This is a genomic window from Variovorax sp. GW821-FHT09B05, assembly GCF_059418265.1.
Window position 1 is genome coordinate 188,655 of sequence record NZ_JBWKPN010000010.1, and the last position, 26,281, is coordinate 214,935.

The following is a 26,281-nucleotide window of genomic DNA, read 5'->3' on the forward strand; positions in this document are numbered from 1 at the left end:
CTGCCGAACTCACTATCGAAAAGATAGCAACCAAGAGGAGACAAGACGCATGATCGAGACCTTCCAACGCAGCCTGCCCAACGGCATCACCCTGAGCTGCCGCGCCGCCGGCGAGCCCGGCCGCCCGCTGATGGTGTTCCTGCACGGCTTTCCCGAGGCCGCGTTCATCTGGGACGAACTGCTCGCCTACTTCGCCGATCCCGCGCATGGCGGCTACCGCTGCGTGGCGCCCAACCTGCGCGGCTTCGAGAAGTCGAGCGCGCCCACCGAGGTGGCCGAGTACAAGGCGCAGCTGCTGATCCAGGACATCCAGCAGCTGGTGGCCACCGAGAGCAAGGACGGCACGATGGCCGCGCTGGTCGCGCACGACTGGGGCGGCGCCTTCGGCTGGGGCTATGCCAACGCGTTCCCGCAGCAGGTCGGCAAGCTGGTGATCATCAACTCGCCGCACCCCGGCACCTTCACGCGCGAGCTGCGCAACAGCGCGGCGCAGCAGCAGGCCAGCGCCTACATGAACTTCCTCGCGCGGCCCGATGCCGAGGCCCTGCTCGCGGCCGACGACTTCAAGCGCATGTGGCCCTTCTTCCTGCTGATGAAGGCCGGCCCCGACGGCTTCGGCTGGCTCACCGAGGAAGTGAAGCAGCAGTACCGCGAGGTCTGGAGCGCGGGCCTCACGGGTGCCTGCAACCTCTACCGCGTGACGCCGATGAAGCCGCCGCTGCCGGGCCAGACCATCGACGGCATCCCGGTGCTGCCGCACGAGCGGCTGGTGGTCAACGTGCCGACCTTCGTGTTCTGGGCGCTCGACGACGCCGCGCTGCTGCCGGGCCTGCTCGAAGGGCTCGACGAGTACGTGCCCGACCTCGTGGTCAAGAAGGTGCCGAACGCCACCCACTGGATCGTGCACGAGCAGCCGCGGCTCGTGGCGAGCGAGATCGAGGCCTTCCTCAATAAATAGGAGGATCTCCCTCGGGGCGCGTCTTGAAGCGCCGGTGCACCCAGTAGTACTGGGCCGGCATCGGATCGATGTAGCCCTGCAGCCGCGTGTTCATCAGCGCGGTGTCGGCCTCGACGTCGTCGGTCGGGAAGTTGCGCCAGGTCTCGAGCACCTCGATCTCGTAGCCCCCGCGCGTGAGCTTCGCGACGATCGGCACCACCTTCGCCTTGCCCAGCCGCGCGAAGCGCGAGAGCGAGGGCACCGTGGCCGCCTGCACGCCGTAGAAGGGCACGAAGATGGTCTGGTCGCGGCCGAAGTCCATGTCGGGCAGCAGATAGAGCAGCCCGCCCTTGCGCAGCCCCGAGAGCACCGGCTTGATGCCGTCGACCCGGTTGAGCGCCGCCACGTCGCCGAAGCGCGTGCGGCCCTCGCGGATCCAGGCATCGACCATCGGATCGCGCTGGGTCGTGTAGATGGTGGCCGAAGGCCGCGCCGTGTGCATCGTGAGCGCGGTGGCCGCGGCGTCGAGGCCGTAGAAGTGCGGCGCGAACAGGATCATCGGCTCGCTGCCCTCGGCGATCTCGCGGATCTCCGCGGCCGCGCCCACGATCTTCAGCCGGCTCGCCACCACCTTCTCGGGCGCATGCCAGAGCCAGCTGCGGTCGAGCCACGATTGCGCCACGTAGACGAAGCTCTCCTTCGCAATCGCGCGCCGCTCGGCCTCGGACTTCTCGGGGAAGCAGACCGCGAGGTTGGTGTCGACCACGCGCCGGCGCGGCAGCGCGATCGTGTGCAGCACGCGGCCCAGGAAGGCGCCGAAGCCGCGCACCAGCGGCAGCGGCAGCGGCGCGATCACGCGCATGAAACCGATGCCCAGACGGGAACCCAGACTCATCGTGCAGCCCCCCCGGCCTCGGCCACCACGGGCGCGTCGCCGCGCGGCTCCTTGTAGCGCGCGTAGTCCCACACGTACTGGCCCGGCAGGCTGCGGATCAGCCGGCCGATGGCCTCGTTCATCGCGGCCGCCGCGTCCTCGAGCGTGGCCTTGGGATCGGTCAGCGCGGTGCCCACGATCGGCTCGAAGCGGATCACGTAGCCCGCGCCGCGCGGCAGCCGTTCGCAGACGCTGAGGAAGCAGGCCGCGCCGGTCTGCTGCGCGAGCCGCGGCAGCAGGCTCATGGTGTAGGCGGGCCGGCCCAGGAACGGCGCCCACACGCCCTGCCCCAGCGGCGGCACCTGGTCGGGCAGGATGCCGGTGTAGCCGCCGTTGCGCAGCGTGCGCATCAGGCCGCGCACGCCGGTGATGCTGGTCGGCAGGGTCTGCAGCCCGGGCCGGTCGCGCGAGCCGGCGGCGATCAGCGCGGCCATCCACTTCTTGCGCGCGGGACGGAACAGCGCGGTGATCGGGCCATAGCGTTCATGGAAACGCTCGCCGATCGCCTGGCCGCACATCTCCCAGCTGCCCAGGTGGGGCGCGACCAGGATCACGCCCTTCTTCGCCTGCAGCGCGGCCTCGAAGGCTTCCACGCCCTCCCAGCGCAGCACGCGCGGCAGCACCGTCTCGCCATGGGGGCGCAGCCAGAGCCAGGGCAGTTCGGAGGCCATCTTGCCGGCCGCGGCGATGGCCGGGCGGTAGGCATCGGGGCCGAAGCCGGCGCTGTGGGCATTGGCCCGGAAGCGCCTCCGGTAGTCGGGTGCCAGGGCCCAGACCAGCCATCCGAGCCCGGCGCCGAACCAATGCATCACGGGCATCGGTACGCGGGCAAGCAATCGGAAGAGAGCGATCATGGACAGGTCGGGAATGGGGTCAAGGACGCGCGCGCACGGTTTGGCGCGGCTCGAATAGAATCGAAATTGTCGCCGAGTTACGGAACAACTTGCAGGGCGACAAGCACGGGCGCCGCATGGCGATTGTGCCCGCCGATGGCTCATCGGCAATCTGCTAAAGCGTTCGCCAGGGCTCCGCAGAGTTGGCAACGCGCCAAACCACTTCAAGGAGCTTTGAACAAATGGCGAACGACTTCCTCTTCACTTCCGAATCCGTCTCCGAAGGCCACCCCGACAAGGTGGCCGACCAGATCTCGGACGCCATCCTGGACGCGATCTTCGAGCAGGACCCGCGCAGCCGCGTGGCCGCCGAGACCCTGACCAACACCGGCCTCGTGGTGCTCGCCGGCGAAATCACGACCAACGCGCACGTCGACTACATCCAGGTCGCGCGCGACACCATCAAGCGCATCGGCTACGACAACACCGACTACGGCATCGACTACAAGGGCTGCGCGGTCATGGTCTGCTACGACAAGCAGTCCAACGACATCGCCCAGGGCGTCGACCACGCATCGGACGACCACCTGAACACCGGCGCCGGCGACCAGGGCCTGATGTTCGGCTACGCCTGCGACGAAACGCCCGAGCTGATGCCCGCGCCGATCTACTACGCGCACCGCCTGGTCGAGCGCCAGGCGCAACTGCGCAAGGACGGCCGCCTGCCCTTCCTGCGTCCCGACGCCAAGAGCCAGGTGACGATGCGCTACGTCGACGGCAAGCCGCACAGCATCGACACCGTGGTGCTCTCGACCCAGCACAGCCCCGACCAGAGCGAGACGCCGACCAAGATGAAGGCCTCGTTCAACGAAGCCATCATCGAGGAGATCATCAAGCCCGTGCTGCCCAAGGAATGGCTGCAGAACACGCGCTACCTGATCAACCCGACCGGCCGCTTCGTCATCGGCGGCCCGCAGGGCGACTGCGGCCTCACCGGCCGCAAGATCATCGTCGACACCTACGGCGGCGCCTGCCCGCACGGCGGCGGCGCGTTCTCGGGCAAGGACCCGTCGAAGGTCGACCGCTCGGCCGCCTATGCCGCGCGCTACGTGGCCAAGAACATCGTGGCCGCCGGCCTGGCGCGCCAGTGCCAGATCCAGGTGGCCTACGCCATCGGCGTGGCCCAGCCGATGAACATCACGGTCTACACCGAAGGCACCGGCGTGATCCCCGACGAGAAGATCGCCGAGCTCGTGCGCGAGCACTTCGACCTGCGTCCGAAGGGCATCATCCAGATGCTCGACCTGCTGCGCCCGATCTACCAGAAGACCGCCGCCTACGGCCACTTCGGCCGCGAGGAGCCCGAGTTCACCTGGGAAGCGACCACGCAGGCCGCGGCCCTGCGCGCTGCCGCCGGCCTCTAAGGCCTACCCCGGCCTACCCCGCGTTCTCCGCCGGCCCCGCTGGCGGAAACCGCACCGTGACCAGCAGCCCGCTCGCCTCGCGCGGGTTGGCCGCCAGGTCCACCTCGGCTTCGAAGGCCCGCGCGATCTCGCGCACGATCGCCAGCCCCAGCCCCGTTCCCTCGCTGTCCTGCGCCACCCGGTAGAAGCGCTCGAACACGCGCTCGCGCGCCTCGGCGGGAATGCCGGGGCCGTTGTCCTCCACGCTCAGCAGGACCGCGTCCGCGGCCTCGTCGACTCCCACGCCCAGCGTCACCCGGCCGCCCTCCTGCGTGTAGCGCAGTGCGTTGTCGAGCAGGTTGGTGACCAGCGCATCGAGCAGCGCCGGCTGCGCCCGCACGAACGCCGTGCCAGTCGCCTCCAATCCCAGGTCGATGCGGCGCCGGTCCGCCAGCGCCGCGAGCTGTTCCACGCAGCGCAGCGCCACCGCAGCCAGGTCGACCCGCTCGAGCCGCGTGTGCGCATCGCCGTGCTCGGCCTGCGCGAGCAGCAGCAGCTTGTTGGTGACGTCGACCAGCCGCCGGTTGCTGGTCTGCATCGCGAGCCACATCGCATCCATGTCGGCCCGGCGCGTGTCCCACTCGCCGCGGTGCTGGCGCGTGTAGCGCGCGTACTCGATCTGCGAGGCCTGCATCGCCAGCGGCGTGCGCAGCTGGTGCGCCGCGTCGGCGATGAAGCGCCGCTGCGCCTCCGAGTGCGCGCGCAGTTGCGCGACGAAGCGGTTGATGGTGTCGGCCACCGGCCGCAGCTCGGAGTGCAGCGCGCCGGGATCCACCACCAGGTCCAGATGCAGCGGGTCGCGCTGCGCGAGCTGCTGGCTCAGCCGCACGATGGGCCGCAGCTCCAGCGTCAACGCCGCCACGGCGAGCGCGATGGCCAGCGCCAGCGCGATCAGCAGGTACTCCATCGACGGCCACCACAGCGTGCGCAGCATGTGGTCGCGGCTGCGCTCGGTCTTGCCGACGGCGATGGTGATGTCGCGCGCGCCGCCGACCTCGTACATCGAGCGCGTGGTGACGACCGCGCGCAGCGGCAGGCCCGCGAATTCCGTGTCGTACCACTGGGCGCGGTCGACGCCCTCGGGCTTGCGCCGCGCGGGCAACGGGAAGTCGGCCGAGCCGGCCAGCACCTCGCCGTTGGCGCCCGTCACGCTGAGGAACACGCGGTCGTGCTCGGGCGAGACGAACAGGCTCAGCGCCGACGGCGGCACGCTGGCCTGCACGTCGTCGTCCTCCCAGATCAGCCGGTCCGACAGCACCTTGGCCGAGGACAGCAGGTCGTGGTCCTGCACGTAGTCGGCCACGCCGGCGGCGTTGCGCCAGTTGAGCCAGCCGCACAGCGCGACGAACAGCGACAGCGGCAGCAGCAGCCACAGCGCGAGGCGCAGGCGCAGGCTGGAGCGCTTCTTCATTCTTCCTGGCGCGTGCGCAGCAGGTAGCCCACGCCGCGCAGCGTGATGATCGTCGCCTGGCTGGCCTCGAGCTTCTTGCGCAGGCGATGGATGTAGATGTCCACCGCGTCCGCGCTGGGCTCGTCGTCGAGGCCGAAGATGGCGTCGATCAGCGCCTGCTTCGACACCGTGCTGCCGGCCTTGAGCATCAGCGTTTCGAGCAGCGTGCGCTCGCGCGGCGGCAGCGCGAGTTCCTCGCCGGCCAGCGCGAACTGGCGCGTGCGCAGGTCGTAGCGCAGGTCGCCGCAGGCGATGTCGTTGGCCTTGCCCGGCATCTGCCGACGCACCAGCACCTTGATGCGCGCCACCAGCTCGCGGATCTCGAAGGGCTTCACCAGGTAGTCGTCGGCGCCGATCTCCAGGCACAGCACCTTCTGGTCGAGCGAGGCGGTGGCCGTGAGGATGATCACAGGCACCGTGTCGCCGCGCTCGCGCAGCCGGCGCAGCACGGCCTTGCCCGGCAGGCCCGGGATGTTGAGGTCGAGCAGCACCACGTCGTAGCCGGCCTGAGCCAGCTGCAGGTCCGCGGCTTCGCCGTTGGCGACGTGGTCGACCACGAAGTCCTGTTCGCGCAGCAGGCTGGAGAGCCAGTGCGCGAGTTGCGGGTTGTCTTCGATCAGCAGCAGCTTCATGCGGTCGGCGGGAGTGGCCGTGGATTCTAGGAAGGGTGGCGGCCAGGGGACGGGCCTAGGGATAACCATGAGGAATCGCGCGCGGCGCTGAAAGCTGGCCGAAGGATGGCGATTCCTAGACTGGCCCGACCGAACAACCTCGACCGGAGACACCCGACCCCATGTCCGCCACCCGCCGCACCCTGCTCGCCGCCGCCCTCTGCGCCGCCTTCGCCACGCCTTTCGCCCAGGCCGCCGACGCCCCCATCACCATCATGGTGGGCGGCATCAACAAGATCATCTACCTGCCGGCCAAGCTCACCGAGGCGCTGGGCTACTTCAAGGACGAGGGCCTGAACGTCGAGCTGCAGTCGCAGCCCGCGGGCGTCGACGCCGAGAACCAGCTGATCGCCGGCGCCGTGCAGGGCGTGGTCGGCTTCTACGACCACACCATCGACCTGCAGAGCAAGGGCAAGGAGATCCAGGCGATCGCCGTCTTCTGCAAGGTGCCGGGCGAGGTCGAGCTGGTCAGCACCAAGGCCGCCGCGGCCGGCTTCAAGAGCATGGCCGACGCCAAGGGCGGCAAGACCCTGGGTGTGACGGGCCTGGGCTCGTCGACCGACTTCCTCACGCGCTACCTCGCCGACCGCGCGGGCGTGGCCTCGAAGGACTACTCGCTGCTGCCCGTGGGCGCGGGCAACACCTTCATCGCCGCGATGAAGCAGGACCGCATCCAGGCCGGCATGACGACCGAGCCCACGGTGTCGCAGATGGTCAAGAGCGGCGATGCGCAGGTGCTGGTCGACCTGCGCACCGAGGCCGACACGGTGAAGGCGCTCGGCGGCCTCTATCCGGCCGCCAGCCTCTACGTGCAGAACACCTGGGCCGAGTCGCACAAGGCCGAGGCCGGCAAGCTGGCGCGTGCCTTCGCGCGCACCATGCAGTACATCCAGTCGCACAGCGCCGAGGAGATCGCCGAGAAGGTGCCGCGCGACTACTACGGCAACGACAAGGCGCTCTACGTGCAGGCGCTCAAGGCCTCGCTGCCGATGTTCACGGCCGACGCGAAGATGCCCGCGGGCGGCCCCGAGACCGTGCTCAAGGTGCTGGCCACCTACAAGCCGCTCGTGAAGAGCAAGAACATCGACCTGTCGAAGACCTACAGCAACGCCTACCTCGCGGCGGCGAAATGACCATGCGCCACGGCACTCCCCCCACCGGCGGCGGCAACGTCGCGACCACCTCCGCGATCGACTTCGACGACGTGTCGCTGCGCTTCATCTCGCAGGACGGCAACGCCACTGTCGCGCTGCGCAACTTCAGCATGTCGGTGGCGCGCGGCGAGTTCGTCGCCATCGTCGGGCCCACGGGCTGCGGCAAGTCGACCACGCTCAACATGATCACCGGGCTGCTCAAGCCCACCGTCGGCAACGTGCGCGTGATGGGCCAGCCCGTGACCGGCGTCGATCCGCGCATCGGTTTCGTGTTCCAGGCCGACGCGGTGTTCCCGTGGCGCAGCGTGGAGGACAACGTGGCCGCCGGCCCGATCTTCCGCGGCAAGCCGAAGAAGGAAGCGCTGGAACTGGCGCAGCAGTGGATCCACCGCGTGGGCTTGGCCAAGTTCGGCAAGCACTACCCGCACCAGCTCTCGGGCGGCATGCGCAAGCGCGTGGCGCTGGCCCAGACCTTCATCAACGACCCCGAGATCCTGCTGATGGACGAGCCCTTCTCCGCGCTCGACATGCAGACCCGCACGCTGATGCAGGACGAGCTGCTGCAGCTGTGGTCGAACAACGGCGGCAGCGTGGTCTTCGTGACGCACGACCTCGAGGAGGCGATCGCACTGGCCGACCGCGTGTTCGTGCTCTCGGCGCGGCCCGCCACGCTCAAGCGCGTCTACGAGATCGACCTGCCGCGACCGCGCGTGATGGCGCAGGTGCGCTACGACGCGCAGTTCATCGAACTGTCCAAGCACATCTGGAACGACCTGCGCGAAGAGGTCGTCATCCAATGAACAACGCTGTCACACCCTCCCACGCCGCCATGAGCACTTCCACCACCACCACGCCTGCCGCCGCGCAACTTCCCTCGGCCCTCAGCGACGCCGCGCTCGCGCGCGAATCCGAGATCGCGCAGGCCGCCATCCGCGGCCGGCGCCGCATGATCATCGCGCTGCGGCTGGTCGTGCTGGTGGTCGCGCTCGGCGGCTGGGAGATCGCGGCGCGCCTGAAGTGGATCGACCCCTTCTTCTATTCGATGCCCACCATGATCTACGACCAGCTCGTGGAGTGGATGCGCGACGGCACGGCCCAGGGGTCGCTGTGGATGCAGGTCGCGGTGACGCTCGAGGAGACGGTGATCGGCTTCCTGATCGGCTCCATCGCCGGCGTGATCTGCGGCATCGTGCTCGGGCGCAACAAGCTGCTGTCGGACGTGTTCAGCCTCTACATCCAGATCGCCAACTCGATCCCGCGCGTGGTGCTCGGCTCGATCTTCGTGATCGCGCTCGGCCTGGGCATGGCCTCGAAGGTGGCGCTCGCGGTGGTGATGGTGTTCTTCGTGGTCTTCGGCAATGCCTTCCAGGGCGTGCGCGAAGCCGACAAGTACATGATCGCGAACGCGCAGATCCTCGGCGCCTCGCCGCGTCAGCTCACGATGGCGGTGGTGATCCCCTCGGCGATGTCCTGGATCCTCGCGAGCCTGCACGTGAGCTTCGGCTTCGCGCTGGTCGGCGCGGTGGTCGGCGAGTTCCTCGGCGCCAAGGAAGGCATCGGCCTGCTGATCTCGACCGCGCAGGGCGCCTTCAATGCCAGCGGCGTGTTCGCGGCGATGATCGTGCTCGCGGTGGTCGCGCTGGCGGCCGACTTCCTGCTGAGCTCGCTCGAGAAGCGGCTGCTGAAGTGGCGGCCCGCGGCCTTCTGAGGCACTCGACCATCCATCGCGACGGCGGGCAGTGCCCGCCGTTTTTCATGGCGGCCCGCAGGCTCAGAAGCGGTACGAACCGCTCATGCCCACCGTCCAGTTTCGGCCCGGCGCAGGCTCGAAATAGCGCGCATTGCCTTCGTTGACGATGACCGAGCCGGCATAGCGCCGGTCGAACAGGTTGTCCAAGCGCGCGAAGGCGTTGAACTCCCAGCGCTCCCACTTCTTGAGGTAACCGGCATAGGCGGCCGCGACCGCGTAGCCGGGCGCGCTCGCGCTGTTGAGGTCGTTGGCCTGGATGCGGCCCAGCGCGCGCATCTCCACGCCCGCGCGCCAGCCCTCGGGCGGTACCCAGCCCAATGAGGCGAACAGCGACTGCCGCGCGATGCCCGGAATGCGGTTGCCCGCGGCCACCGTGTTGGCGGCCGCGCACGGCGAGGGCGAGCAGAAGGCATCGCGGTAGGTGGCATCGAGCCAGGTGTAGGCGAGCTGGGTGCGCCAGTGGTTCTCGGTCTCGTGCTGCCAGGCCAGCTCGAAGCCGTTGCGCCGCGTGCGGCCCGCGTTCTGGAAGGTGGCGCGGCCGCCGAGGTTGGTGTCGGTCACGATCTCGTCGCGCGTGCGGGTGCGAAACAGCGCCGCGGTCAGCAGCCCGCCGCCGAGCCGCGCCTTGGCGCCGAGCTCGAGGCTGTCATTGACCGAGGGCCGCAGCGCGAAGTTGAGCCCGCTCGCGCCGCCCGCGCGGTACGACAGCTCGTTGAGCGTCGGCGTCTCGAAGCCGCGGCCGATGGAGCCGTAGAGCGCGATGTCGCGCGTGGCCTGGAAGCGCAGCGAGGCCACGGGCAGGGTCTTGGCATAGCGCGCGCTGCCGCTGTCGTCGCGGTTGCTGCCGACGATGTAGCGGTCGCCCGAATCGAAGTGCACGCTGCTGCGCCGCAGGCCGGCCTCGAGCGTCCAGCGCTCGGCGAAGCGCCAGCTGGCCTGCGCATAGGGATCGAGGTTCCAGACCTCGTTGCGCTCGTAGCGCCGCAGCCGCCCCTGCACGCCGAGGATCTGGGCCGCGCCGCTGCCGAGATAGTTCTCGTAGCCACGGCGCCATTCGCGCAGGCTGTCGTAGCCCAGGCCCGCCACCAGTTCGAACGGACGATCCGCCAGGGTGAAGGCGCCGGTCCAGCGCAGGTCGAGGCCGCCGTACTGGCGCGTGAGGTCGATCACGCCACCCGCATGCAGCGGGTTCTGCTGCGCCGAGGGCGGGATCGACTGGTACTGCGTGGTCTTGCGCTCGCCGCCGTAGACCATCAGGCGCAGTTGCTGCGTCTGGCTGAGGCGGCGCTCGTAGAGCAGCCCGGCCTGCGTCTGCTCGACGGTCTTGCGGGTGTCGTACTGCACGGCCAGCGGCGCGAGCCGTGGCGCCAGCGCGTACTGGTCGGCCGTGAGGCCCAGCGGGTCCTGCGCATCGATGCGCACGCTGTTGACGACCAGCGTGAGCCGGTCGCCGTTGTCGAGCGCGATGCCGAGCTTGCCGTTGGCGATGTCGCGCCGCGCGGCGCTGTGCTCGCGCCAGCCGTCGGTCTGGAAGCGGCTGGCGCCGAGCAGGTAGTCGATGGCGCCCTGCGAGCCGCTGGCCTGCAGCGACTGGCGCCAGGTGCCGTTGCTGCCTCCCGCCGCCGAGTAGGACAGCTTCGGCCGGCCCTCGCCCGAAGCGGTGAAGGCCTGCAGCACGCCGCCCGAGGAGTTGCCATAGAGCGCCGAGAACGGACCGCGCAGGATCTCGATGCGGTCGAGCGAGCCGATGTCGATGTTCGAGGTCTGGCCCTGGCCGTCGGGCAGGGTGGCTGGAATGCCGTCGACATAGAGCCGCACGCCGCGCACGCCGAAGGTCGAGCGCGCGCCGAAGCCGCGGATCGACAGCTGCAGGTCCTGTGCGTAGTTGAGCCGGTTCTGCACCTGCAGCCCGGGCACCGCGCCCAGGCTCTCGGACAGGTTCACGCCGAGGCGGCCGTCGCGCATGGACTCGCCGTCGACGCGATCGACCGAGCCCGGCACGTTGAAGGGCGCGACCTCGCCGCGCGGCGTGGAGACGGTGATCTCGCGCAGCGAGGCGCCCGCGAACGGCGACGGGGTTTCGGTCGCAGACTGCGCGCGCGAGGCCGTGGAGAGATCGAGCAGGAGACAGGCGACGGCAGCGGCGGCAACGGGTTTCATGCCGCCGATTCTGCGGTGCCGCGCGGCGGCCGGGCCTCGGGGTTTCTCACCGTGGCGCGCGCCGTGCGCACATCGATGCGATGCGCTACTCGCTGGCCGGGCGCGGACGGCGCCAGCCGTACCACGCACCCACCGCCACCGGAATGCCGAGCGTGATCCAGGCCAGGACGTCGCCGAGCCCGCCGTCGCTGAACAGCGCCGAGATCAGGCCGAAGCTCGTGAGCAGGCCCAGGACGATCGGCCAGCCCCAGAGGCGCCAGAAGCCGTGGTGCTGCGGATGTTTTGCGGTCATGGGCTCAGGCTTTCAATGCGGGCGCGGGATCGGCCTGCGGTGCGCCGCCCTCCTCGCACTGCGGACGTTCGGCGGCCGCCTTTGCAGCCGCCGCGGGCACGGTGTTGCCGCGCTTGAGCCACAGGTACAGGCCGCTGCCCAGCACGATGATGGTCGCGATGTCGAGCAGCGCCCAGAGGATCTGCATCGGCATGCCGCCGTAGTCGCCGAAGTGCAGCGGCTGCGACACCAGCAGCGCCGTGAGGTACCAGGGCAGCTTCGGCGCCGCCGTGACCTGCGCGGTCTTCGCATCGACCAGCACCGGCTGCAGCAGCTTCGAGGTGAAGGGCTCCTTGCCCTGCAGGAAGAAGGTGGTGTGGTGCGGGCTCGAGAACGAGGTGCCCGGGAAGGCGATGAACGACAGCCGGTTGCCCGGCGCCTGCTGCATCGCCGCCTCGTAGGAGCGCTGCACCGAGCCGCGCTCGCTCACGGCGACCACCGGCTCGTTCTTGTAGGGCGCCAGCAGCGTGGTGAGCTGGTCGTACTGCCAGTACTTGATCACCAGGTCGGCCCAGGTGTTGATCATGCCGGTGGCGCCGACCACGAACAGCCACACCAGCGTGACGATGCCCAGCAGGTTGTGCAGGTCGAGCCACTTGAGGCGTGGCCGCTTCTCGCGGCGCACCGTGCCGAAGTCGAGCTTGCGCATGAACGGCGAATACAGCACCACGCCCGAGACGATCGCGACCAGCAGCAGGAAGCCCATGAAGCCGAGGAACAGCTTGCCCGGCAGGCCCGCGAACAGGTCGACGTGCAGCTTGAACATCACGTACATGAAGCCCTCGTCGAACTTCGGCTGCGCGAGGATGACGCCGGTGCGCGCATCGACCGCGACCGACTTGAAGTCGTCGGTGGGCGCGGGCGTGGGCGTGAGCGTGACGAACCACAGGCCGTCGTCGTCCTCGGGCTGCGAGGCGAACTGCACCACGCGGTCGGGGTGCTGCGCGCGCGCCACCTCGAGCACGCGGTCGAGGCTCACGCGCGGTGTGCCCGCGGGCATCTTCGGCGCCTCGACCTCGGTGCCCAGCAGGTGGCCGATCTCGTGGTGGAAGATCAGCGGCAAGCCCGTCAGGCACAGCAGCAGCATGAAGACCGTGCACACGAGGCTGCTCCACTTGTGCACCCAGGCCCAGGTCTTGATCTTTCGGCTGTTCATCGACATGGCGGAATTGTCCCCGAGGCTCGGTGTGGCGGCGGCTCGAAAAGCCTCAGAACTTGTAAGTCGCGGTGGCGACCACGTTGCGGCGCGTGCCGTACCAGCAGTCGCCGCGGGCCAGACAGGTGCTGAAGTAGATCTTGTCGGTCACGTTGTTGATGTTGAGCGCATAGCGCCACTTGTCCGACTCGTAGGCCAGCATCAGGTCGAGCAGCGCGACCGACGGCACGCGCGGGCCCGCGCCCGTGCTTTCGATGTCGCGGAAGCCGCTCATGTAGCGCACGCCGGCGCCGGCCGAGAAGCCCGTGATGCCGCCGACGGCGAAGCGGTACTTGCCCCACACCGAGAGCTGGTTGCGCGGCGTGTCGGTGAGCTTGGGATCGACCTCGATGTAGGTGTAGTTGGCGATCAGGTCGAGGTCGCGCGCGAGCGTGGTCTTGAGCTCGAGCTCGAGGCCCTTGTTCTTGCTCGAATCGATCTGGCGGCCGTAGTTCGGGTTGGTGCTGTCGGAGACGGTGCGGTTCTTTTCCTTGAGCGAGAAGACCGAGGCCGTGAAGCTGGTCGGCGAACCCGCGGGCTGGTACTTGACGCCGGCCTCGACCTGCTCGCCGCGCAGCGGCTTGAACAGCCGGCCGTTGACATCGGTGCCGGCCTGCGGCGTGAACGACTCGGTGTAGCTCAGGTAGGGCGCCCAGCCCGAGGGCAGCGTGTACATCACGCCGAGCCGGCGCGAGGTGGCGGTGGTGGTCTCCGAGGCACTGCCTTCGGTGCCGGCCGTGCTGCGGTCGTAGCGCAGGCCCGCGACGAAGATCCAGTTGTCGAGCTTCATCTGGTCCTGCAGGTACACGCCGGCATTGCGCTGCGTGGTGCGGGGCTTCCAGCTCAGGTCGGTCACGGGCACATAGCCCAGGCCGTAGACCGGGGTGTAGGCGTCGATGGCGCTGTAGGCCGAGCCTTCGTACTTGTCCTGGCGCTGGCGCGAGTACTCGGCGCCCACCAGCAGCGTGTGGCGCAGCGCGCCGGTGTCGAAGTGGCCCTCGACGTGGTTGTCGATGCCCGTCATGCGGGTCCAGGTCAGCGACTTGTCGTTGATGCGGCCGATCACGCGCTGGCCGATCGGGTCCATGCCCCAGCCGCCGGGGATGGAGAAGAAGTCCGCATAGTGGTAGTGCGAGTCGTTGTAGGTGCGCGACATCCGGAAGTTCTGCCGGAAGGACCAGTGGTCGTTGAACTGGTGCTCGAACAGCCAGCCGAAGGTCTTGCGCTCGGTGTCGTAGCCGTCGCCGGGCTCGCCGATGAAGCGGCTCACGGGCAGCTTGCCGTTGACGTTCGGCAGGATCGTGCCCTGCCACGGCAGGAACTGCGAGGTGCTGCCGGTCTTGTCCTTCTGGTAGAGGCCCTGCAGGGTCAGCGAGGTGGCGGCGCTGGGGCGCCAGGTCAGCGAGGGCATGACCAGCGTGCGGTCGTCGGGCACGTAGTCGACCTGGGTGTCGGCCTTGCGCTGCAGCGCCACCAGGCGGTACGACCAGTCGCCATCGGCCGTCAGCGGGCCGGTCAGGTCGGCCTGGATCTGCTTGCGGCCCCAGGAGCCGAACTGCACGCCCACTTCGCGCGCGGCCTGCGTCTGCGGCCGCTTGCTGACCATGTTGATCACGCCGCCCGCCGTGCCGGCGCCGAACAGCATGCCCGACGGTCCGCGCAGCACCTCGAGGCGCTCGAGCGTGTAGGGGTCGGGCCGCGCGGTCGCCGTGTACCAGCCCGCGGAGAAGAGCTGCAGCCCGTCGAGGTAGACCGAGGCATCGCTGCCGCGCACCAGGAAGCTGTCGGAGCGCGAGTCCAGGCCGTAGGCATCGGAGCGCACGCCGGCCGCGTAAGTGAGCGCATCCTGCAGGTTGGTGGCGCCCTGGTCCAGGATCTGGTCGCGGGTCACGACCGTCACCGACTGCGGCGTTTCGGCCAGCGGCGTGTCGGTCTTGGTGGCGGTCGCCGCATTCCTCGCGCGGTAGCCATTCACCGGCGTGGTCGCCGTTTCGGCCGGGGCCTCGACCCGGATTTCGGGCAGTGCCGTCGTGGCGGCCGTTTGCGCCAGCACCTGCTGGTTCGCGTAGATCGCCAGACACCCCATCAGCGCCAAGGCATTGCGCTGCGTCAACAAGACCGCCATTCCGACTCCACTCCTCTAGATATTAAGAACCATTCTCATTCTAAAACGGAATAATTCACATTTCCGCCAAATCCGGGTGGGCCCAAGGGGTGCCGCCTGATCTTGCGACTCGTGGTTTCGGCGCAACACAGCTAGCATCGGCGCGCGCCAGGCGCGGGATAGTCCCGTCAAGCTTCGTCCGCCGCCCCTGCAACATTCGCGCGTCCGCCGTCATGCACACCACCCTCGCCTCCCGGTTCCTCGCCCTGCGCGGGGCCGCGGCATGGCTGCTCGCGCTGGCGACCGCCTTTGTGCTCGCGGGCTGCGCCGGCCTGCCGCCGCGGGCCGCCGACACGCCGGTGCTCGCCATTCCGGCCTCCAATGCCACCCTGCTCGGCCGCGCCGCGGCCCATCTCGATGCGCCGCGCGACGGGCTGTCGAGCGTGCGGCCGCTGATCGAGGCCTCGTTCGCGCTCGATGCGCGGCTCGAGCTGATCCGCCGCGCCCAGAGCTCGCTCGACGTGCAGACCTACCAGCTCGGCAACGACAAGACCGGCCGCCTGCTGCTGCGCGAACTGCGCGATGCCGCGCGCCGCGGCGTGCGCGTGCGGCTCCTGCTCGACGACTTCTATACCTCCGGCATGGACCCGCTGCTGCTCGGCCTGGCGGCCGAGTCGAATGCCTCGGTGCGGCTGTTCAATCCCTTCGTGAATGCGCGCGACCACTCGGCCACGCGCTGGATGGAATTCCTCGGCGACTTCCGGCGGCTCAACCACCGCATGCACAACAAGCTGTTCGTGGCCGACGGCGCCATCGCCATCGCGGGCGGGCGCAACCTCGCCGACGAATACTTCCTGCGCAGCGAAGTCGCCAACTTCATCGACTTCGAACTGCTGATGGCCGGCCCGGTGGTGGCCGAATCGGCCGCGGTCTTCGACACCTACTGGAACAGCGACGTCGTCTATCCGATCGAGACCGTGGCCATCAACCACCGCACGCCGGCCGTGCTGAAGGCCGACTTCGAAACCGCCACCTCGTTGCGCTTCGCGCCCTGGCCCGATCCACCGGGCGACAGCGACGTGCTCGGCGATCCGCCGCTGGGCCTGCAACTGCTGAACATCCCCACCCTGCAATGGATGCGCGCCGATGCGCACGCCAGCGCCGACAGCCCGAACAAGGCGCTGGGCGTGATGCGACACCCCACCGAATCGGTGGCGCAGCGCTTCCACGAACTGGCCGCCACCGCGCGCTCGAGCGTGCTCGTGATCTCGCCCTACTTCATCCCGGGCGACGAAGGCATGGCACGCATCCGCGAAGGCCGCCGGCGCGGCGTGCAGGTCAGCGTGATCACCAATTCGCTGGCCGACAGCGACGAGCCGCTGGTCAACATCAACTACAACCGCTACCGCGTCGACATGCTCAAGCTCGGCGTGGAGCTCTACGAGGTCAGCACCCAGCAGCTCAAGCGCAGCGGCCAGTTCCGCGACCTGCTGAAGAAGGCGCGCGGCCGGCTGCATGCCAAGCTCGCGCTGATCGACCGCGAATGGGTGATGCTGGGCTCGATGAACCTCGACCCGCGCTCGGCCCTGCTCAACACCGAGTTCGGCGTGCGCGTGCGCAGCTTCGATCTGACCCAGGCCCTGCTCTATGCCTACCAGCTCGACGACATCGAGGGCGTCTACCGCGTCGTGCTCAAGCCCGATGGCGAGAACGTGCAGTGGATCGGCACCGGCGACGTCAACAACGAGGTGCTCGACAGCGAGCCCGATTCGAGCATGCTGACGCGGTTTCAGCTGCTGTTGTTCTCATGGTTCGTGCCGACGGATCAGTTGTGAGCGCGGGCGCTATTGGTAGGTGAGCGTGAAGGTCGCCATGCCGTTCGCCTGGCCCGGCGTCACCTTGTCGGCGGTCTGGATGTAGCTCGCGGAGAAGGGCACGTTGTAGATGGTGCTGACCGCTGGACCGACCTGCATGCTCTCCCCGAACTTGACGAGCTCGTTCCGCTGTTCGTTCTTGAGCCGGATGCCCACGCCACCGGCGACCTTGGCGCCCGGGGTGATCTTGAGCACGCCGTCGCCGCCGGCCGGATCCCGGGTGGCATCCATGCGCAGGCTCACCATCTTGTTCTCGCTCACACCAGCCTGGCAATCGAGCTTGATGGTGAACTTGCGCTCCTCGGCCGTGGTCCCCCGCCCGCTGAAGCTGCTCATGGGCACCTTGCCGAAAACCACGGGGATATTTTGCGATCCGGCGTCCACCGTACAACTCGGTGTGACGACCGTGATCCCATTGGCCTCCACGTAGATATTGATGAGGGATACCTGGTCGTCCCCGAAATATCTCGAATAGAGGCCCGGGGCGATCGGACCGCTGCCCGTCCTCGGCTGGAATTTCTTGATCTGAACGCGCACCGTCATGTTGGGATCGAAAAAACCCACGATCGGACTGGTGCCAGTCGCATCGGTCCCGGACAAGGAATACGGATAAGGCATATCTCTCAAGGTCCCCCCTGCCCTATCCTGTCGTGAAAGCCGCATCGCGACGCCAGGTATGTTCGTCGTGTACCAGGAGTCTCCGAGCGGCGTGATTCCTGCCTTCTCGATGGTGCCCGTCAGCAGCGCCGTATATTGGCAAAGAAACGGCCGAATACCTCCCGGGATATTCATGGGGAATGTTTGATCGACATACACCTTGTTGATCGGATCGCTCGCACGCATCACGATGGTCTGGCCCACCTTCAGGTACACGTCGTTGATCGGGAAATCGGGATTCCGGCGGCAGGCAGCCTCGGCGTCTTTCGCCATCAGAAGAAAAGTCGCCGCCAGAAAAAGCGGGAGGGCCGCACGCGGAGCGGCACGCAACGGTTGTGTTCGGCTTGCGCGTCGGCCGTCCGGAATCTGGGTGGGGTTCACATTCAATCCTTCATCATTTCCGGCGCAGGGCGAGCGAGTCGCCCTTCACCGTTGCTTCATTCACAAGTCGCCGCCGCTTCGCGAATCGGCGGCGCGCCGACCTCCTCGGACAGGCTGTAGGCAAAGGTGCAGCGATCCTCGTCGCGCCGTCCCCAGCGCACCGTGAAGCGCCCGCTCGGTGGCGCGCCGGTCACGAAGGCCTGGCCATCGGGGCCCACGATGCCCATCTCCTGGCCCGCCTCGTTCTCGACCATGGAACCGAAGGGCAGCGGCTCGCCCTTGCGGCCCTTCAAGGTCAGCATCAGCCGGTAGCCCACGGCCGTGTCGAACTTCGCCACCACCACCGCGCCGCGCGTGGGCACGACCTCGGTCACCGCGTTCTTGACCTCCACGTTGTCGCCCAGGTCCTGCGTGCGCACGGCCAGGCGGTTCTCGCGGTAGGGGCTGACGTTGGCGACCACGGCATTGCCGGCCCAGTCGGTGGCCAGGCCGGGCCGCGCTTCGATGCCCACGCCCGAAGCCTTGGGCACCTGCACCAGCGCGATCGTGTCGCCCAGCGGTTGCGACAGCGTCACGCCGCCGCTGTGCGCCAGCAAACCGCCGGCCATGCCGACGCTGGTCTGCCGGTAGCCCGAGCCCTGCGAATGGCTGAAGTCGAAACGCCCCACGGGCGACATGTAGCTGGCGCTGGCACCGCCGGTGGAGCCCTGATCCCCGGCATGGTTGGCCGACACGCTGTAGCTGAGGCGCGAATCCTCGAGCGCGGTGCCCGACACGCTGGCCTGCTGGCTGGTGCCGCCGTTGCGCTCGTGCATCACCGAGTAGTGGGCGCTGGCGCCGGAGGCGCCCAACGGAATGTTCAGCGTGAACATGATCTGGTTGGTCGGCGCCCGGTTGTAGAGGTTGCTGCTGCGGTTGTAGTAGATGCCGTAGCCGAACTGCTTGTAGCTGCCCGAGTAGCCGATCTGCACCAGGCTGTCCTTGGCGCTGGTGCCCCAGTAGCTCTGCTGGCGCGCCGACGCGGTCACCGCGCCCCAGTCGCCCAGCGACTGGGAAAGCTCGAGGCGCAATTCGTTGCGACGGTTGTTGAGGCGGTCCCGCGGATCGAGCCCCTGCATGTCCGCGGCTTCCTGGAAGGTGCGGTAGCCGCTGGTGGAATAGCGGTAGCCGGCCACGCGCACGGTGGTCCCCGCGTCGAAGGCCTTCGAGTACAGGAAGCGCACCGACTGGCCGTTGTAGGTTCGATCGACCAGCAGCGGTTGCGACACCACGGCGCGCGCGGCCGAGAGGTCGGCGGAGATGGCGCCGAGCGCTTGCATGTTCTTGCCCACGCCGGCCATCACCGACTGGTAGCGTCCCGAGGCGATGAGCCCGCCATAGACGCTGTAGTCGTTGCTCAGGCCATGCGCCACCGTGCCCTGCACGAAGGCCGGCTCGGCCCGCGCTCGCCGCGGCCAGGCCGAGGGCGGAAGGCCGCCATACCCCCAGCCGTAGGAGGACTGGATGAACTCGTCGCCGGGCGCGCGACGGTACTTGCCGATCGTGGCCGAATAGCGCCAGGTTCCTTCGCGCAACAAAGTCGGCACGGCCGCGAACGCCTGGATGAACTTGGTTTCGCGTCCGTCGGCCTCGGTGACGATCACTTCCAGGTCGCCGCTCGACGAGGTGGGATACAGATCGTCGATCACGAAGGCACCGGGTGCCACGAAGGTGCTGTAGATGACGTAGCCGTTCTGCCGCACGGTCACGCGCGCATTGGTCCGGGCAATGCCGCGGATGGTGGGCGCATAGCCCTGCTGGCTGTCGGGCAGCATCGACTCGTCGGTCGCGATCTGCACGCCGCGGAACGGCACGCTGTCGAACAGGTTGCCGGGCGTGTTGCCGTCACCGATCAGCAACTGGGCCTTGAGCGAGGCCAGGTCGCGCTGCGCATAGGTGTTGACCGCCTGCCAGCGGCTTTGCCCATCGGTGCCGCGGCTGTAGGTCGAGAAGTGGCGAAAGCGCCAATCGCCGTGATTGAAGCCGGCACGGATGCCCGCGAACAGGCTGTCGCGCCGGGGCTCCCGGTAGCGCTCGCCGAACGGGTTGCCGTCGAACGCGCTGCGCGGCATCGCGAAGGGGTCGGGTCCGCGAGGGACGTTGTCTCCGCCATGGCGCGCGAAGTTGACCTGGTAGTCGAGCATGCCGGCCGTGATGCCCTTGTCCCACCTGTCGGAATCCACGGCACCGCGCGCCGAGCGCTTCATCGCCGCCTGCGGGATGCTGACCGCCAGTCGCAGCTTGTCGGGGTCGTAGCTGAAGGACGCATCGGGAATGGCCGCGGCCAGGTCCACGCAGGCGTCGTCCGCCAGCGCCGCCAGCGTTGGAAACACCGCCACGTTGAGACCCCACCCGTCGAGCATGCCGCGCGTGAGGCAAGGCTGGGCGTCGCTCTTGCCGTCCTTGGCATCGAAGCGGATCACGGCCTGGCCCGCGCTTCGCGTGTTGACCGACACGTCGACGGTGTACGAACCGGGCAGCACGCGATTGCCGAAGGCGAACAGCGACAGGTCGGCGTTCTGCTGGTCGCCGCCGACACCAAGGAAGCCCTCGTTGAAGCTCGAGGCGGCGAACTGCTGCGCGACGACCGGCGCACCGAGGGCGCCGAGCACGGCGGCGCACAGGCTGAGGCGGAACGGCGCGCCTGCGCGCGCCCGCGGGGGATGGGTGCGTCGCATCGGCTTAACGCGGCGCGCCGCTGCTGGTGGCGGAAACGGAAGGAGCTTCGGGAATGGGTGCCGGCTCGGCCTTCAAGGCCACGGGCTCGGCCCCCTCGGGCACCTTGACGAATTCCTCGGGTGTTTCGCTGCCGTAGTCGCTGACGGTCGTGAAATTGATCTGGATGGCCTGCGGGGCCTTGAGGGTCTTGAGCGGAAAGCTCAATTCGCCGAATGGCGCAACCATGCCCGCATCGAGCTCTTCCTGGTCCTTCCTGTCCGGACCCTGCCCCTTGTTGACCGTGAGTTTCAGCAGGGTGATGTGGAAGGCGCTCGCATTGCCGACCTTGAGCACCGCGCCCTGGCCTTGCGGACCCGCGCTCACCGACCACTTGAGCAGGGCACGCGAATCCCCGGCACTGCCCGGCAGGCCCGCGGGCCGGTAGAACAGCTTGAGCCGGTTGCGTATCGCCACCTGCAGCACGTTCTCCTCGCCCGGGCGCTGGGGAATCTCCTTGACGTTGAGCCAGAACACCGACTCGCGATCGGCCGGCAGGTCGCCGGCGACGCGCATCACGCGCAGAAGGTTTTCCTTGCCCGGATCGAGCCGCGACAGCGGCGGCGTGACGATCAGCGGGGTCTTGTTCTTGCCTTCGCCGGCATCGACCCAGGCCTGGACCACATAGGGCGATGTGCCGTAGTTCTTCATCGGAAGCGAGGTCTCGCGGTCCTTCTCGTTCAGGATCACGCGCGTGCCGGACAGCATCACGCTGGCGCTCGCCAGGCACTGGAGTCCGAGCATCACGAAGAGGCCGAAGATCCACCGAATTCTTTTGTTGCTGCACATATGTATTCCTCGGTGCGAGCCGCATCCACGACGCGCGCACGCACGCACTTCGATGCGCCGATGGCGGCACCTCGAAGGAAAAAGATCGATCGACCGGAGGCGAGCACGAAAAAATTGCGCGGCCTTGCACCGCCGATTCCCGCCTCGGACGGCGCGAGGTCGCCAAGACCTCGCGCCGTATTGCTCAATTAGTTGTAGGCAACCGTGAATTGCGCCGAACCATTGGCCGAGCCAGGCGTGAGCGCCGGACCGTTCGCAGCGGCAGGCGTCAGCGGCAGGGTGGAGATGTAACGGGCGCGGAATTGCAGGTCGTTGGAGCCTTGTGCGATCAGGTAGTCGCGCGAAGCTTGGCCCAGCGGAATCTTCACCGCGTCCCAGTCGCTGATTTCGATACCGACACCCTTGGCCGTCGGGTTACCCGTGCCGTTCGAGAGTTCGATCGCCAGCAGCTCGGCGTTGATCTTGTCCGCCGTGCCCGAGAAGGTCACCTTGGCCTTGTTGGCCGTCACGGGGCAATCGCGCAGATTGAGGGTGAACTTGGCCAGCGAGGAGCCCGTGCCAACCGTCGGGAAAGCGTTCTTGCTCACTTTGCCGAGCGGCACCGTCAGGTTCATGCTTTCGGGGGCGATCGAGCAGACGCTGTCGGTGATCTCGCCCACGAAGTTGACCTGACCGTCCTGGGCCAGGGCAGCTTGCGACATGGCGCCGACGGCGGCGATCACTGCGATCTTGGTAAATGCGTTCTTAAGCATTGGTTTCCTTGGTAAAAGTAATGTGAATTGCAAGTCCGACATCAATCGGACCAACGCAATGGTAGTTACCAAAAACAAATAAACGCTACTCTCGATTCAATATTCAATGCAATTGTGATTAAATATCTTTAAGATTTCTTACGAACGCGATGTGTCTAATTGAACATTGAAAAATCCATTTTCAATAAGATAACAATAGATAAACAATTGGGTTTTGAAGAGGGCTTGAGCCTCCGATCGACCGAGCGGCCGAAACAGCGAGCGCCAGGGTGCGGTCGCATCACGCCGCGACTGGCCTGCTGATGCGCGAGGGTGAAGGTGGGGATGCCGTTAAAAATACGCGGCTGAAGCTGCGCTCCGGTCGACATGGCACGCGCGACGGGCATCCGTCGATGCCATGGACATGTCGCGGCTCGACACGCCCTGATGCGGGACGGTGAAATGCGCGCGACGCCTCGGTCAGCGCGCGACGGCCGCACGACCGCACCGCCCTCACGGGGGTGCGCCGGCCGTCCTGCTTACTTGTAGGAAAGCGTCAGCGTGACCATGCCGTCGGCTTGGCCGGGGATGATGTCCTTGGCCGTCTGGTAGTAGCGCGCCTTGAACGGCATGTCGATCGTGCCAGCCGCGGAATTGCCGATCGCGACGGGCTCGCCGAATTTCACCGGCGTGTTGGTCTTGCCGTCGAGTATCTGGATACCCACGCCGACGGCGGCCTTGTCGGCATCGGAAGAGAGCTGGAGCACGCCGGGCTTGTCCGATGGATCCGCCGTTCCCTCGAGGATCAGAGACACTGCATTGCCCTGCTGAGTCGCCGACACATCGCAAGTCACGCCGATGTTGAATGTTCTTTCCGCCGCCGTGCTGCTCACCCCCGAGAAGCGATTCATGCGCACTTCGCCCAGCGAGACCGTCTGGTTCTTCGTCGCCGTCGTGATCTGACAGGTGGGCGCGAGAATTCGCACCGAGTTGATGTCCGCGGTGAACCACTGCTGGGCAGGGTTGTCCTCCATGTGAAAGCGGGCATAGGCGCCGGGAGTGATCGCGCCATTTCCCACGACGGGCGCCGTCTTGACCAGGTCGATCACCACCGCTCGCCAGTCGATGTAGGTGGAACCGGTGGTGCCGCCCTTGTGTTGTTCATGGCGACTGCCCAATTGATTGACCCTGCCCGGCGTGATTCGCACCCTGTAACCGATGCCATCGATATTGGTCGAATAGGTCGTCGGCGACATCCCCTCGACCCGCGCTCCCATCAGGGGACTGAGGATGGCGTAGATGCCTTTGGCGCTCGGGCTGCCCTGACAGATCCAGAAGGAGCCGCCACCGAAACTGAGGTTGCCGCTGCTCGCAATGACACTACCGATGCCAGCCGTACGCGGCACGATGATCGTGCTGGGCGCATTGAAAATACGGGCGCCCATGTTCATGTTCTTGCTGTAGCCACAGTCCGCGAACGCACTGCCCGAAGCCATGCTCGCACCCACCAGAATTCCCGACACCAGAAAGCATCGATGCAGCGCGCTCATCGGCAGATCTCCTTCATTTCGTGGATGGGCGCCGCAACGTCCTGAGCGGGTACGCGATAGCTGACCTGGCATTGCGCGCCGGCACGGTCGCCCCAGATGACTTTCAAGGTGCCCGTTTCACCCGCGCCGGTCACATAGGCCTGGCCCTCGGGTCCGACCACGCCCACTTCCTGTCCCGCCTCGTTGTCGATGCGCGCGCCGAAGGGGAGCGGCCGGCCTTGCGGATTGGTCAGCGTCAACATCAGCCGATAGCCGACCGAGGTCTCGTACGGCGCCAGCACCACGGCGCCGCGCGTCGGAACGACCTCGCGCGCGGCATGCTTGACTTCGACCTTGTCGTCCAGGTCCTGCGTCAGCAATGCAAGGCGGTTGTTTCTGTAGGGCGTGAGGTTGGGGACGACGGCATGGCCCGTGGCGTCGGTGCTCACGCCGGACTGCGACTCGATGCCCACGCCCGAGGCCTTGGGAACACGCACGAGCGCGATGGTTTCGCCCAGGGGCTGCGACAAGGTCAGGCCTTCGCCATGCGCCACCAGGCCGCCCGCCACGCTGATATTGGTCTGGCCATAGCCCTGGCCCTGGCTGTGGCTCAGGTTCACCTGGCCGCTGCGTCCCTTGTAGGTCAGGTTCGCGCTGCCATTCGATCCGTCCTCGTTGGAGCGGTCCACCGTCAGGCCGTAGGTCAGGCGATAGTCGTCCCATGCGCTGCCGGAAACCCCCGCCTGATGGGTGACACGGCCCTGGTTGTTGCGCGAGACGGCGTAGCTCGCATTGACGTTCGATCCGAGCGGGATCGACAGGGTCAGCATGACCTGGCGATTGGCCGGTCCCCGGAGATTGGAAACCTGGCTGTAGAAGATGTTGTAGCCCACCCGCCCGTAACTTCCGGAATAGCCGACCTGCACGAGCTTGTCCTTGCGGTCGCTGCCCCAGTAGCTCTGCTGGCGCGCTGACGCGTAGAGCGAGCCCCACTCTCCCAAGGGCTGCGCCAGATCCAGCCGCACCTCGCTGCGCCGGTTGAAGAAGGGCAACTGGTTCTCCGCCGCATAGCGCATCTCGACCGATTCGGAAAAGGTCCGGAAGCCGCTCGTCGAATAGCGGTAGCCGGCCATGCGGAAGGTGGTGCCCGTGTCATCGATCGTCTTGGAATACAGGGCCCGCAGCGACTGGCCGCTGAGGGTCTGGTCGCCCTGCCCCTCGGTTCGGGCATGCGTGAGGTCCAGTGACACCGCGCCGAAGCCATACATGTTCTTGCCCGTGCCGACCATCCCGGCCTGATAGCCGCGCGACAGCGTGGCGCCGCCATAGACGGAGAAATCCTTGGGCAAGCCTCGCGCCAGCGTGCCCTGGACGAAATAGGGACGCTCGGCGTTGCCTCTGTAGCGCTCGTCGCCGCTGCGGAACTGGCCCGCGGTGGCGCTGTAGCGCCACGTGCCTTCGCGCAGCAGCGTGGGCACGGCGGCGAAGGCCTGGATGTAGCGCGTCTCGCGGCCATCGGCCTCGGTGATCGTCACTTCCAGGTCGCCCCCCGATGAAGTCGGGTACAGGTCGTCCAGCGCGAAAGGGCCGGGCGCGACATAGGTGTTGTAGATGATGTAGCCGTTCTGCTTCACCGTGACGCGCGCATTGGTCTGCGCCACGCCCCGGATGGTGGGCGCATAGCCTTGCAGGCTGTCCGGCAGCATGGCGGTGTCCGAGGCCACCTGCACGCCTCGGAACTGGAAGCCGTCGAACAGCTCGGCCGATGTGAAGCCATCGCCGATCAGCAGTTGGCCGCCGATCGAAGGAAGATCGCGCTGCGCGTACGTCTGGACGGCCTGCCAGCGCCCTTTGGCATCGAAGCCGCGGTCGTAGTTGGAGCGGTGGCGAAAACGCCAATCGCCGAGGTTGAACCCTCCCAGCACCGAGGCGTAGAACGTGTTGCGCTCGACCTTCTCGCCGCCGAAGGCGCCGGTCGAGGTCGGCCCTCGATAGGAGAGGCTGTTCGATCCATGGTTGCGCGACACGCTGAGCTGATAGTCCAGCATGGCGGCACTGATGCCATGGTCCCATTTCGACGGCTCGACCGCCCCCCGGGCCGAGCGCTTCAGGGCCGCCTGGGGAATGCTCAGCAGCAGCCGCTGCTGGCCCGCGTCGTAGGTGGCCGTGGCCTCCGGCACCGCGGCGTTCAGGTCGACGCAGCTTTCGGGCGGCAGCGTCGACAGGCTGGAGAAGACCTCCACGTTCACGCCCGAGCTGCGCAGCAGGTCCACCGTGAGGCAGGGCACGGCATCGCGCTTTCCTTCCACCGCATCGAAGCGGACCTCCACCTTGCTCAGTGGGGCGCCATTGCGGATGATTTCGACCATGTAGACGCCGGGCATCACCTGGTTGCCGAACGAGAACATCGAAAGATCGGCGTTCGCCTGGTCGCCGTTGATGGTCAGGAATTTCTCGTTGAAGATGCTTTCCTTCGGCTTCTGCGCATGGCCGGCGTGTGCCACGAGCGCGAGCGCGATGGCCGAAAGCGCATGCCTTCGAACATTTCGAGGGGGGACGGAAGCACTCACGACGTTCATCTCCG

20 protein-coding genes are annotated in these 26,281 nt (G+C 67.5%); 6 read left to right on the top strand and 14 right to left on the bottom strand.

Annotated elements, in window-relative coordinates:
- Positions 1-49 precede the first annotated feature (49 nt).
- Positions 50-958 carry an alpha/beta fold hydrolase gene (locus AC07RM_RS25280; protein WP_495336312.1) on the top strand — a complete coding sequence of 303 codons (909 nt, stop codon included), beginning with the start codon at positions 50-52 and terminating at the stop codon, positions 956-958.
- Here AC07RM_RS25280 and AC07RM_RS25285 read toward each other — a convergent pair.
- Together AC07RM_RS25285 and AC07RM_RS25290 are read right to left on the bottom strand one after the other, a co-directional pair.
- Complete coding sequence (locus AC07RM_RS25285; RefSeq protein WP_431511759.1) at positions 948-1,832, bottom strand: LpxL/LpxP family acyltransferase; 885 nt, start codon at positions 1,830-1,832, stop codon at positions 948-950. The genes AC07RM_RS25280 and AC07RM_RS25285 overlap by 11 nt on opposite strands.
- A complete protein-coding gene (locus AC07RM_RS25290; protein ID WP_296783094.1) occupies positions 1,829-2,725 on the bottom strand; it encodes a lysophospholipid acyltransferase family protein in 897 nt (298 codons plus the stop codon). Before AC07RM_RS25290 ends, AC07RM_RS25285 begins: the two co-directional genes overlap by 4 nt.
- Before the next feature lie 221 nt (positions 2,726-2,946).
- Between AC07RM_RS25290 and metK the strand changes: the two genes are divergently transcribed.
- Positions 2,947-4,128: a methionine adenosyltransferase gene (gene metK, locus AC07RM_RS25295; protein ID WP_093352062.1), complete on the top strand. Its 1,182-nt coding sequence runs from the start codon at positions 2,947-2,949 to the stop codon at positions 4,126-4,128.
- A 13-nt stretch (positions 4,129-4,141) separates the two neighbouring features.
- Here metK and AC07RM_RS25300 read toward each other — a convergent pair whose 3' ends face one another.
- Positions 4,142-5,578 carry a sensor histidine kinase gene (locus tag AC07RM_RS25300; protein WP_495336313.1) on the bottom strand — a complete coding sequence of 479 codons (1,437 nt, stop codon included), beginning with the start codon at positions 5,576-5,578 and terminating at the stop codon, positions 4,142-4,144.
- Positions 5,575-6,249, bottom strand: coding sequence for a response regulator transcription factor (locus AC07RM_RS25305; protein WP_057596005.1), 675 nt, complete (start codon positions 6,247-6,249; stop codon positions 5,575-5,577). Before AC07RM_RS25305 ends, AC07RM_RS25300 begins: the two co-directional genes overlap by 4 nt.
- Positions 6,250-6,410: 161 nt before the next feature.
- Between AC07RM_RS25305 and AC07RM_RS25310 the strand changes: the two genes are divergently transcribed.
- The 3 genes from AC07RM_RS25310 to AC07RM_RS25320 are packed head-to-tail and all read left to right on the top strand — an operon-like array spanning position 6,411 to position 9,150.
- Complete coding sequence (locus AC07RM_RS25310) at positions 6,411-7,421, top strand: ABC transporter substrate-binding protein (RefSeq protein ID WP_208509930.1); 1,011 nt, start codon at positions 6,411-6,413, stop codon at positions 7,419-7,421.
- 2 nt (positions 7,422-7,423) lie between these two features.
- Complete coding sequence (locus tag AC07RM_RS25315; RefSeq protein WP_495336398.1) at positions 7,424-8,242, top strand: ABC transporter ATP-binding protein; 819 nt, start codon at positions 7,424-7,426, stop codon at positions 8,240-8,242.
- 29 nt (positions 8,243-8,271) lie between these two features.
- Positions 8,272-9,150: an ABC transporter permease gene (locus AC07RM_RS25320; protein WP_203204593.1), complete on the top strand. Its 879-nt coding sequence runs from the start codon at positions 8,272-8,274 to the stop codon at positions 9,148-9,150.
- A 63-nt stretch (positions 9,151-9,213) separates the two neighbouring features.
- Here AC07RM_RS25320 and AC07RM_RS25325 read toward each other — a convergent pair whose 3' ends face one another.
- From AC07RM_RS25325 to AC07RM_RS25340, 4 genes are all read right to left on the bottom strand, one after another.
- Complete coding sequence (locus tag AC07RM_RS25325; RefSeq protein ID WP_495336314.1) at positions 9,214-11,352, bottom strand: TonB-dependent receptor domain-containing protein; 2,139 nt, start codon at positions 11,350-11,352, stop codon at positions 9,214-9,216.
- Positions 11,353-11,437: 85 nt separating this feature from the next.
- Entirely contained in the window at positions 11,438-11,644 is a 207-nt protein-coding gene (locus AC07RM_RS25330; RefSeq protein WP_495336315.1) for a hypothetical protein, read from the bottom strand.
- Positions 11,645-11,648: 4 nt separating this feature from the next.
- Entirely contained in the window at positions 11,649-12,839 is a 1,191-nt protein-coding gene (locus AC07RM_RS25335) for a PepSY-associated TM helix domain-containing protein (protein ID WP_495336399.1), read from the bottom strand.
- Positions 12,840-12,891: 52 nt separating this feature from the next.
- Positions 12,892-15,003, bottom strand: coding sequence for a TonB-dependent siderophore receptor (locus AC07RM_RS25340; RefSeq protein ID WP_495336316.1), 2,112 nt, complete (start codon positions 15,001-15,003; stop codon positions 12,892-12,894).
- 212 nt (positions 15,004-15,215) lie between these two features.
- On the opposite strand from AC07RM_RS25340, the gene AC07RM_RS25345 reads away from it, so the two are divergent.
- A complete protein-coding gene (locus AC07RM_RS25345) occupies positions 15,216-16,817 on the top strand; it encodes a phospholipase D family protein (protein ID WP_495336317.1) in 1,602 nt (533 codons plus the stop codon).
- A 9-nt stretch (positions 16,818-16,826) separates the two neighbouring features.
- On the opposite strand, the gene AC07RM_RS25350 is transcribed toward AC07RM_RS25345, so the two are convergent.
- The 6 genes from AC07RM_RS25350 to AC07RM_RS25375 form a co-directional block, all read right to left on the bottom strand.
- Complete coding sequence (locus AC07RM_RS25350; protein ID WP_495336318.1) at positions 16,827-17,894, bottom strand: fimbrial protein; 1,068 nt, start codon at positions 17,892-17,894, stop codon at positions 16,827-16,829.
- A gap of 56 nt (positions 17,895-17,950) precedes the next feature.
- Complete coding sequence (locus AC07RM_RS25355; protein ID WP_495336319.1) at positions 17,951-20,611, bottom strand: fimbria/pilus outer membrane usher protein; 2,661 nt, start codon at positions 20,609-20,611, stop codon at positions 17,951-17,953.
- A 4-nt stretch (positions 20,612-20,615) separates the two neighbouring features.
- Entirely contained in the window at positions 20,616-21,392 is a 777-nt protein-coding gene (locus AC07RM_RS25360; protein ID WP_495336400.1) for a fimbrial biogenesis chaperone, read from the bottom strand.
- A 233-nt stretch (positions 21,393-21,625) separates the two neighbouring features.
- Entirely contained in the window at positions 21,626-22,189 is a 564-nt protein-coding gene (locus AC07RM_RS25365) for a fimbrial protein (RefSeq protein ID WP_495336320.1), read from the bottom strand.
- Between the two features lie 518 nt (positions 22,190-22,707).
- Positions 22,708-23,718: a fimbrial protein gene (locus AC07RM_RS25370; protein ID WP_495336321.1), complete on the bottom strand. Its 1,011-nt coding sequence runs from the start codon at positions 23,716-23,718 to the stop codon at positions 22,708-22,710.
- Complete coding sequence (locus AC07RM_RS25375) at positions 23,715-26,276, bottom strand: fimbria/pilus outer membrane usher protein (RefSeq protein WP_495336322.1); 2,562 nt, start codon at positions 26,274-26,276, stop codon at positions 23,715-23,717. The genes AC07RM_RS25370 and AC07RM_RS25375 overlap by 4 nt, the downstream gene beginning before the upstream one ends.
- Positions 26,277-26,281 lie beyond the last annotated feature (5 nt).

What these genes read in the sequence shown, in the direction of transcription:
- AC07RM_RS25320 (WP_203204593.1), top strand. Translation starts at nt 8,272, where the DNA reads ATGAGCACTTCCACCACCACCACGCCTGCCGCCGCGCAACTTCCCTCG.
- AC07RM_RS25310 (WP_208509930.1), top strand. Translation starts at nt 6,411, where the DNA reads ATGTCCGCCACCCGCCGCACCCTGCTCGCCGCCGCCCTCTGCGCCGCC.
- AC07RM_RS25315 (WP_495336398.1), top strand. Translation starts at nt 7,424, where the DNA reads ATGCGCCACGGCACTCCCCCCACCGGCGGCGGCAACGTCGCGACCACC.
- AC07RM_RS25290 (WP_296783094.1), bottom strand. Translation starts at nt 2,725, where the DNA reads ATGATCGCTCTCTTCCGATTGCTTGCCCGCGTACCGATGCCCGTGATG.
- AC07RM_RS25325 (WP_495336314.1), bottom strand. Translation starts at nt 11,352, where the DNA reads ATGAAACCCGTTGCCGCCGCTGCCGTCGCCTGTCTCCTGCTCGATCTC.
- AC07RM_RS25370 (WP_495336321.1), bottom strand. Translation starts at nt 23,718, where the DNA reads ATGAGCGCGCTGCATCGATGCTTTCTGGTGTCGGGAATTCTGGTGGGT.
- metK (WP_093352062.1), top strand. Translation starts at nt 2,947, where the DNA reads ATGGCGAACGACTTCCTCTTCACTTCCGAATCCGTCTCCGAAGGCCAC.
- AC07RM_RS25280 (WP_495336312.1), top strand. Translation starts at nt 50, where the DNA reads ATGATCGAGACCTTCCAACGCAGCCTGCCCAACGGCATCACCCTGAGC.
- AC07RM_RS25335 (WP_495336399.1), bottom strand. Translation starts at nt 12,839, where the DNA reads ATGAACAGCCGAAAGATCAAGACCTGGGCCTGGGTGCACAAGTGGAGC.
- AC07RM_RS25345 (WP_495336317.1), top strand. Translation starts at nt 15,216, where the DNA reads ATGCACACCACCCTCGCCTCCCGGTTCCTCGCCCTGCGCGGGGCCGCG.
- AC07RM_RS25300 (WP_495336313.1), bottom strand. Translation starts at nt 5,578, where the DNA reads ATGAAGAAGCGCTCCAGCCTGCGCCTGCGCCTCGCGCTGTGGCTGCTG.
- AC07RM_RS25375 (WP_495336322.1), bottom strand. Translation starts at nt 26,276, where the DNA reads ATGAACGTCGTGAGTGCTTCCGTCCCCCCTCGAAATGTTCGAAGGCAT.
- AC07RM_RS25330 (WP_495336315.1), bottom strand. Translation starts at nt 11,644, where the DNA reads ATGACCGCAAAACATCCGCAGCACCACGGCTTCTGGCGCCTCTGGGGC.
- AC07RM_RS25340 (WP_495336316.1), bottom strand. Translation starts at nt 15,003, where the DNA reads ATGGCGGTCTTGTTGACGCAGCGCAATGCCTTGGCGCTGATGGGGTGT.
- AC07RM_RS25365 (WP_495336320.1), bottom strand. Translation starts at nt 22,189, where the DNA reads ATGCTTAAGAACGCATTTACCAAGATCGCAGTGATCGCCGCCGTCGGC.
- AC07RM_RS25360 (WP_495336400.1), bottom strand. Translation starts at nt 21,392, where the DNA reads ATGCTCGGACTCCAGTGCCTGGCGAGCGCCAGCGTGATGCTGTCCGGC.
- AC07RM_RS25305 (WP_057596005.1), bottom strand. Translation starts at nt 6,249, where the DNA reads ATGAAGCTGCTGCTGATCGAAGACAACCCGCAACTCGCGCACTGGCTC.
- AC07RM_RS25355 (WP_495336319.1), bottom strand. Translation starts at nt 20,611, where the DNA reads ATGCGACGCACCCATCCCCCGCGGGCGCGCGCAGGCGCGCCGTTCCGC.
- AC07RM_RS25285 (WP_431511759.1), bottom strand. Translation starts at nt 1,832, where the DNA reads ATGAGTCTGGGTTCCCGTCTGGGCATCGGTTTCATGCGCGTGATCGCG.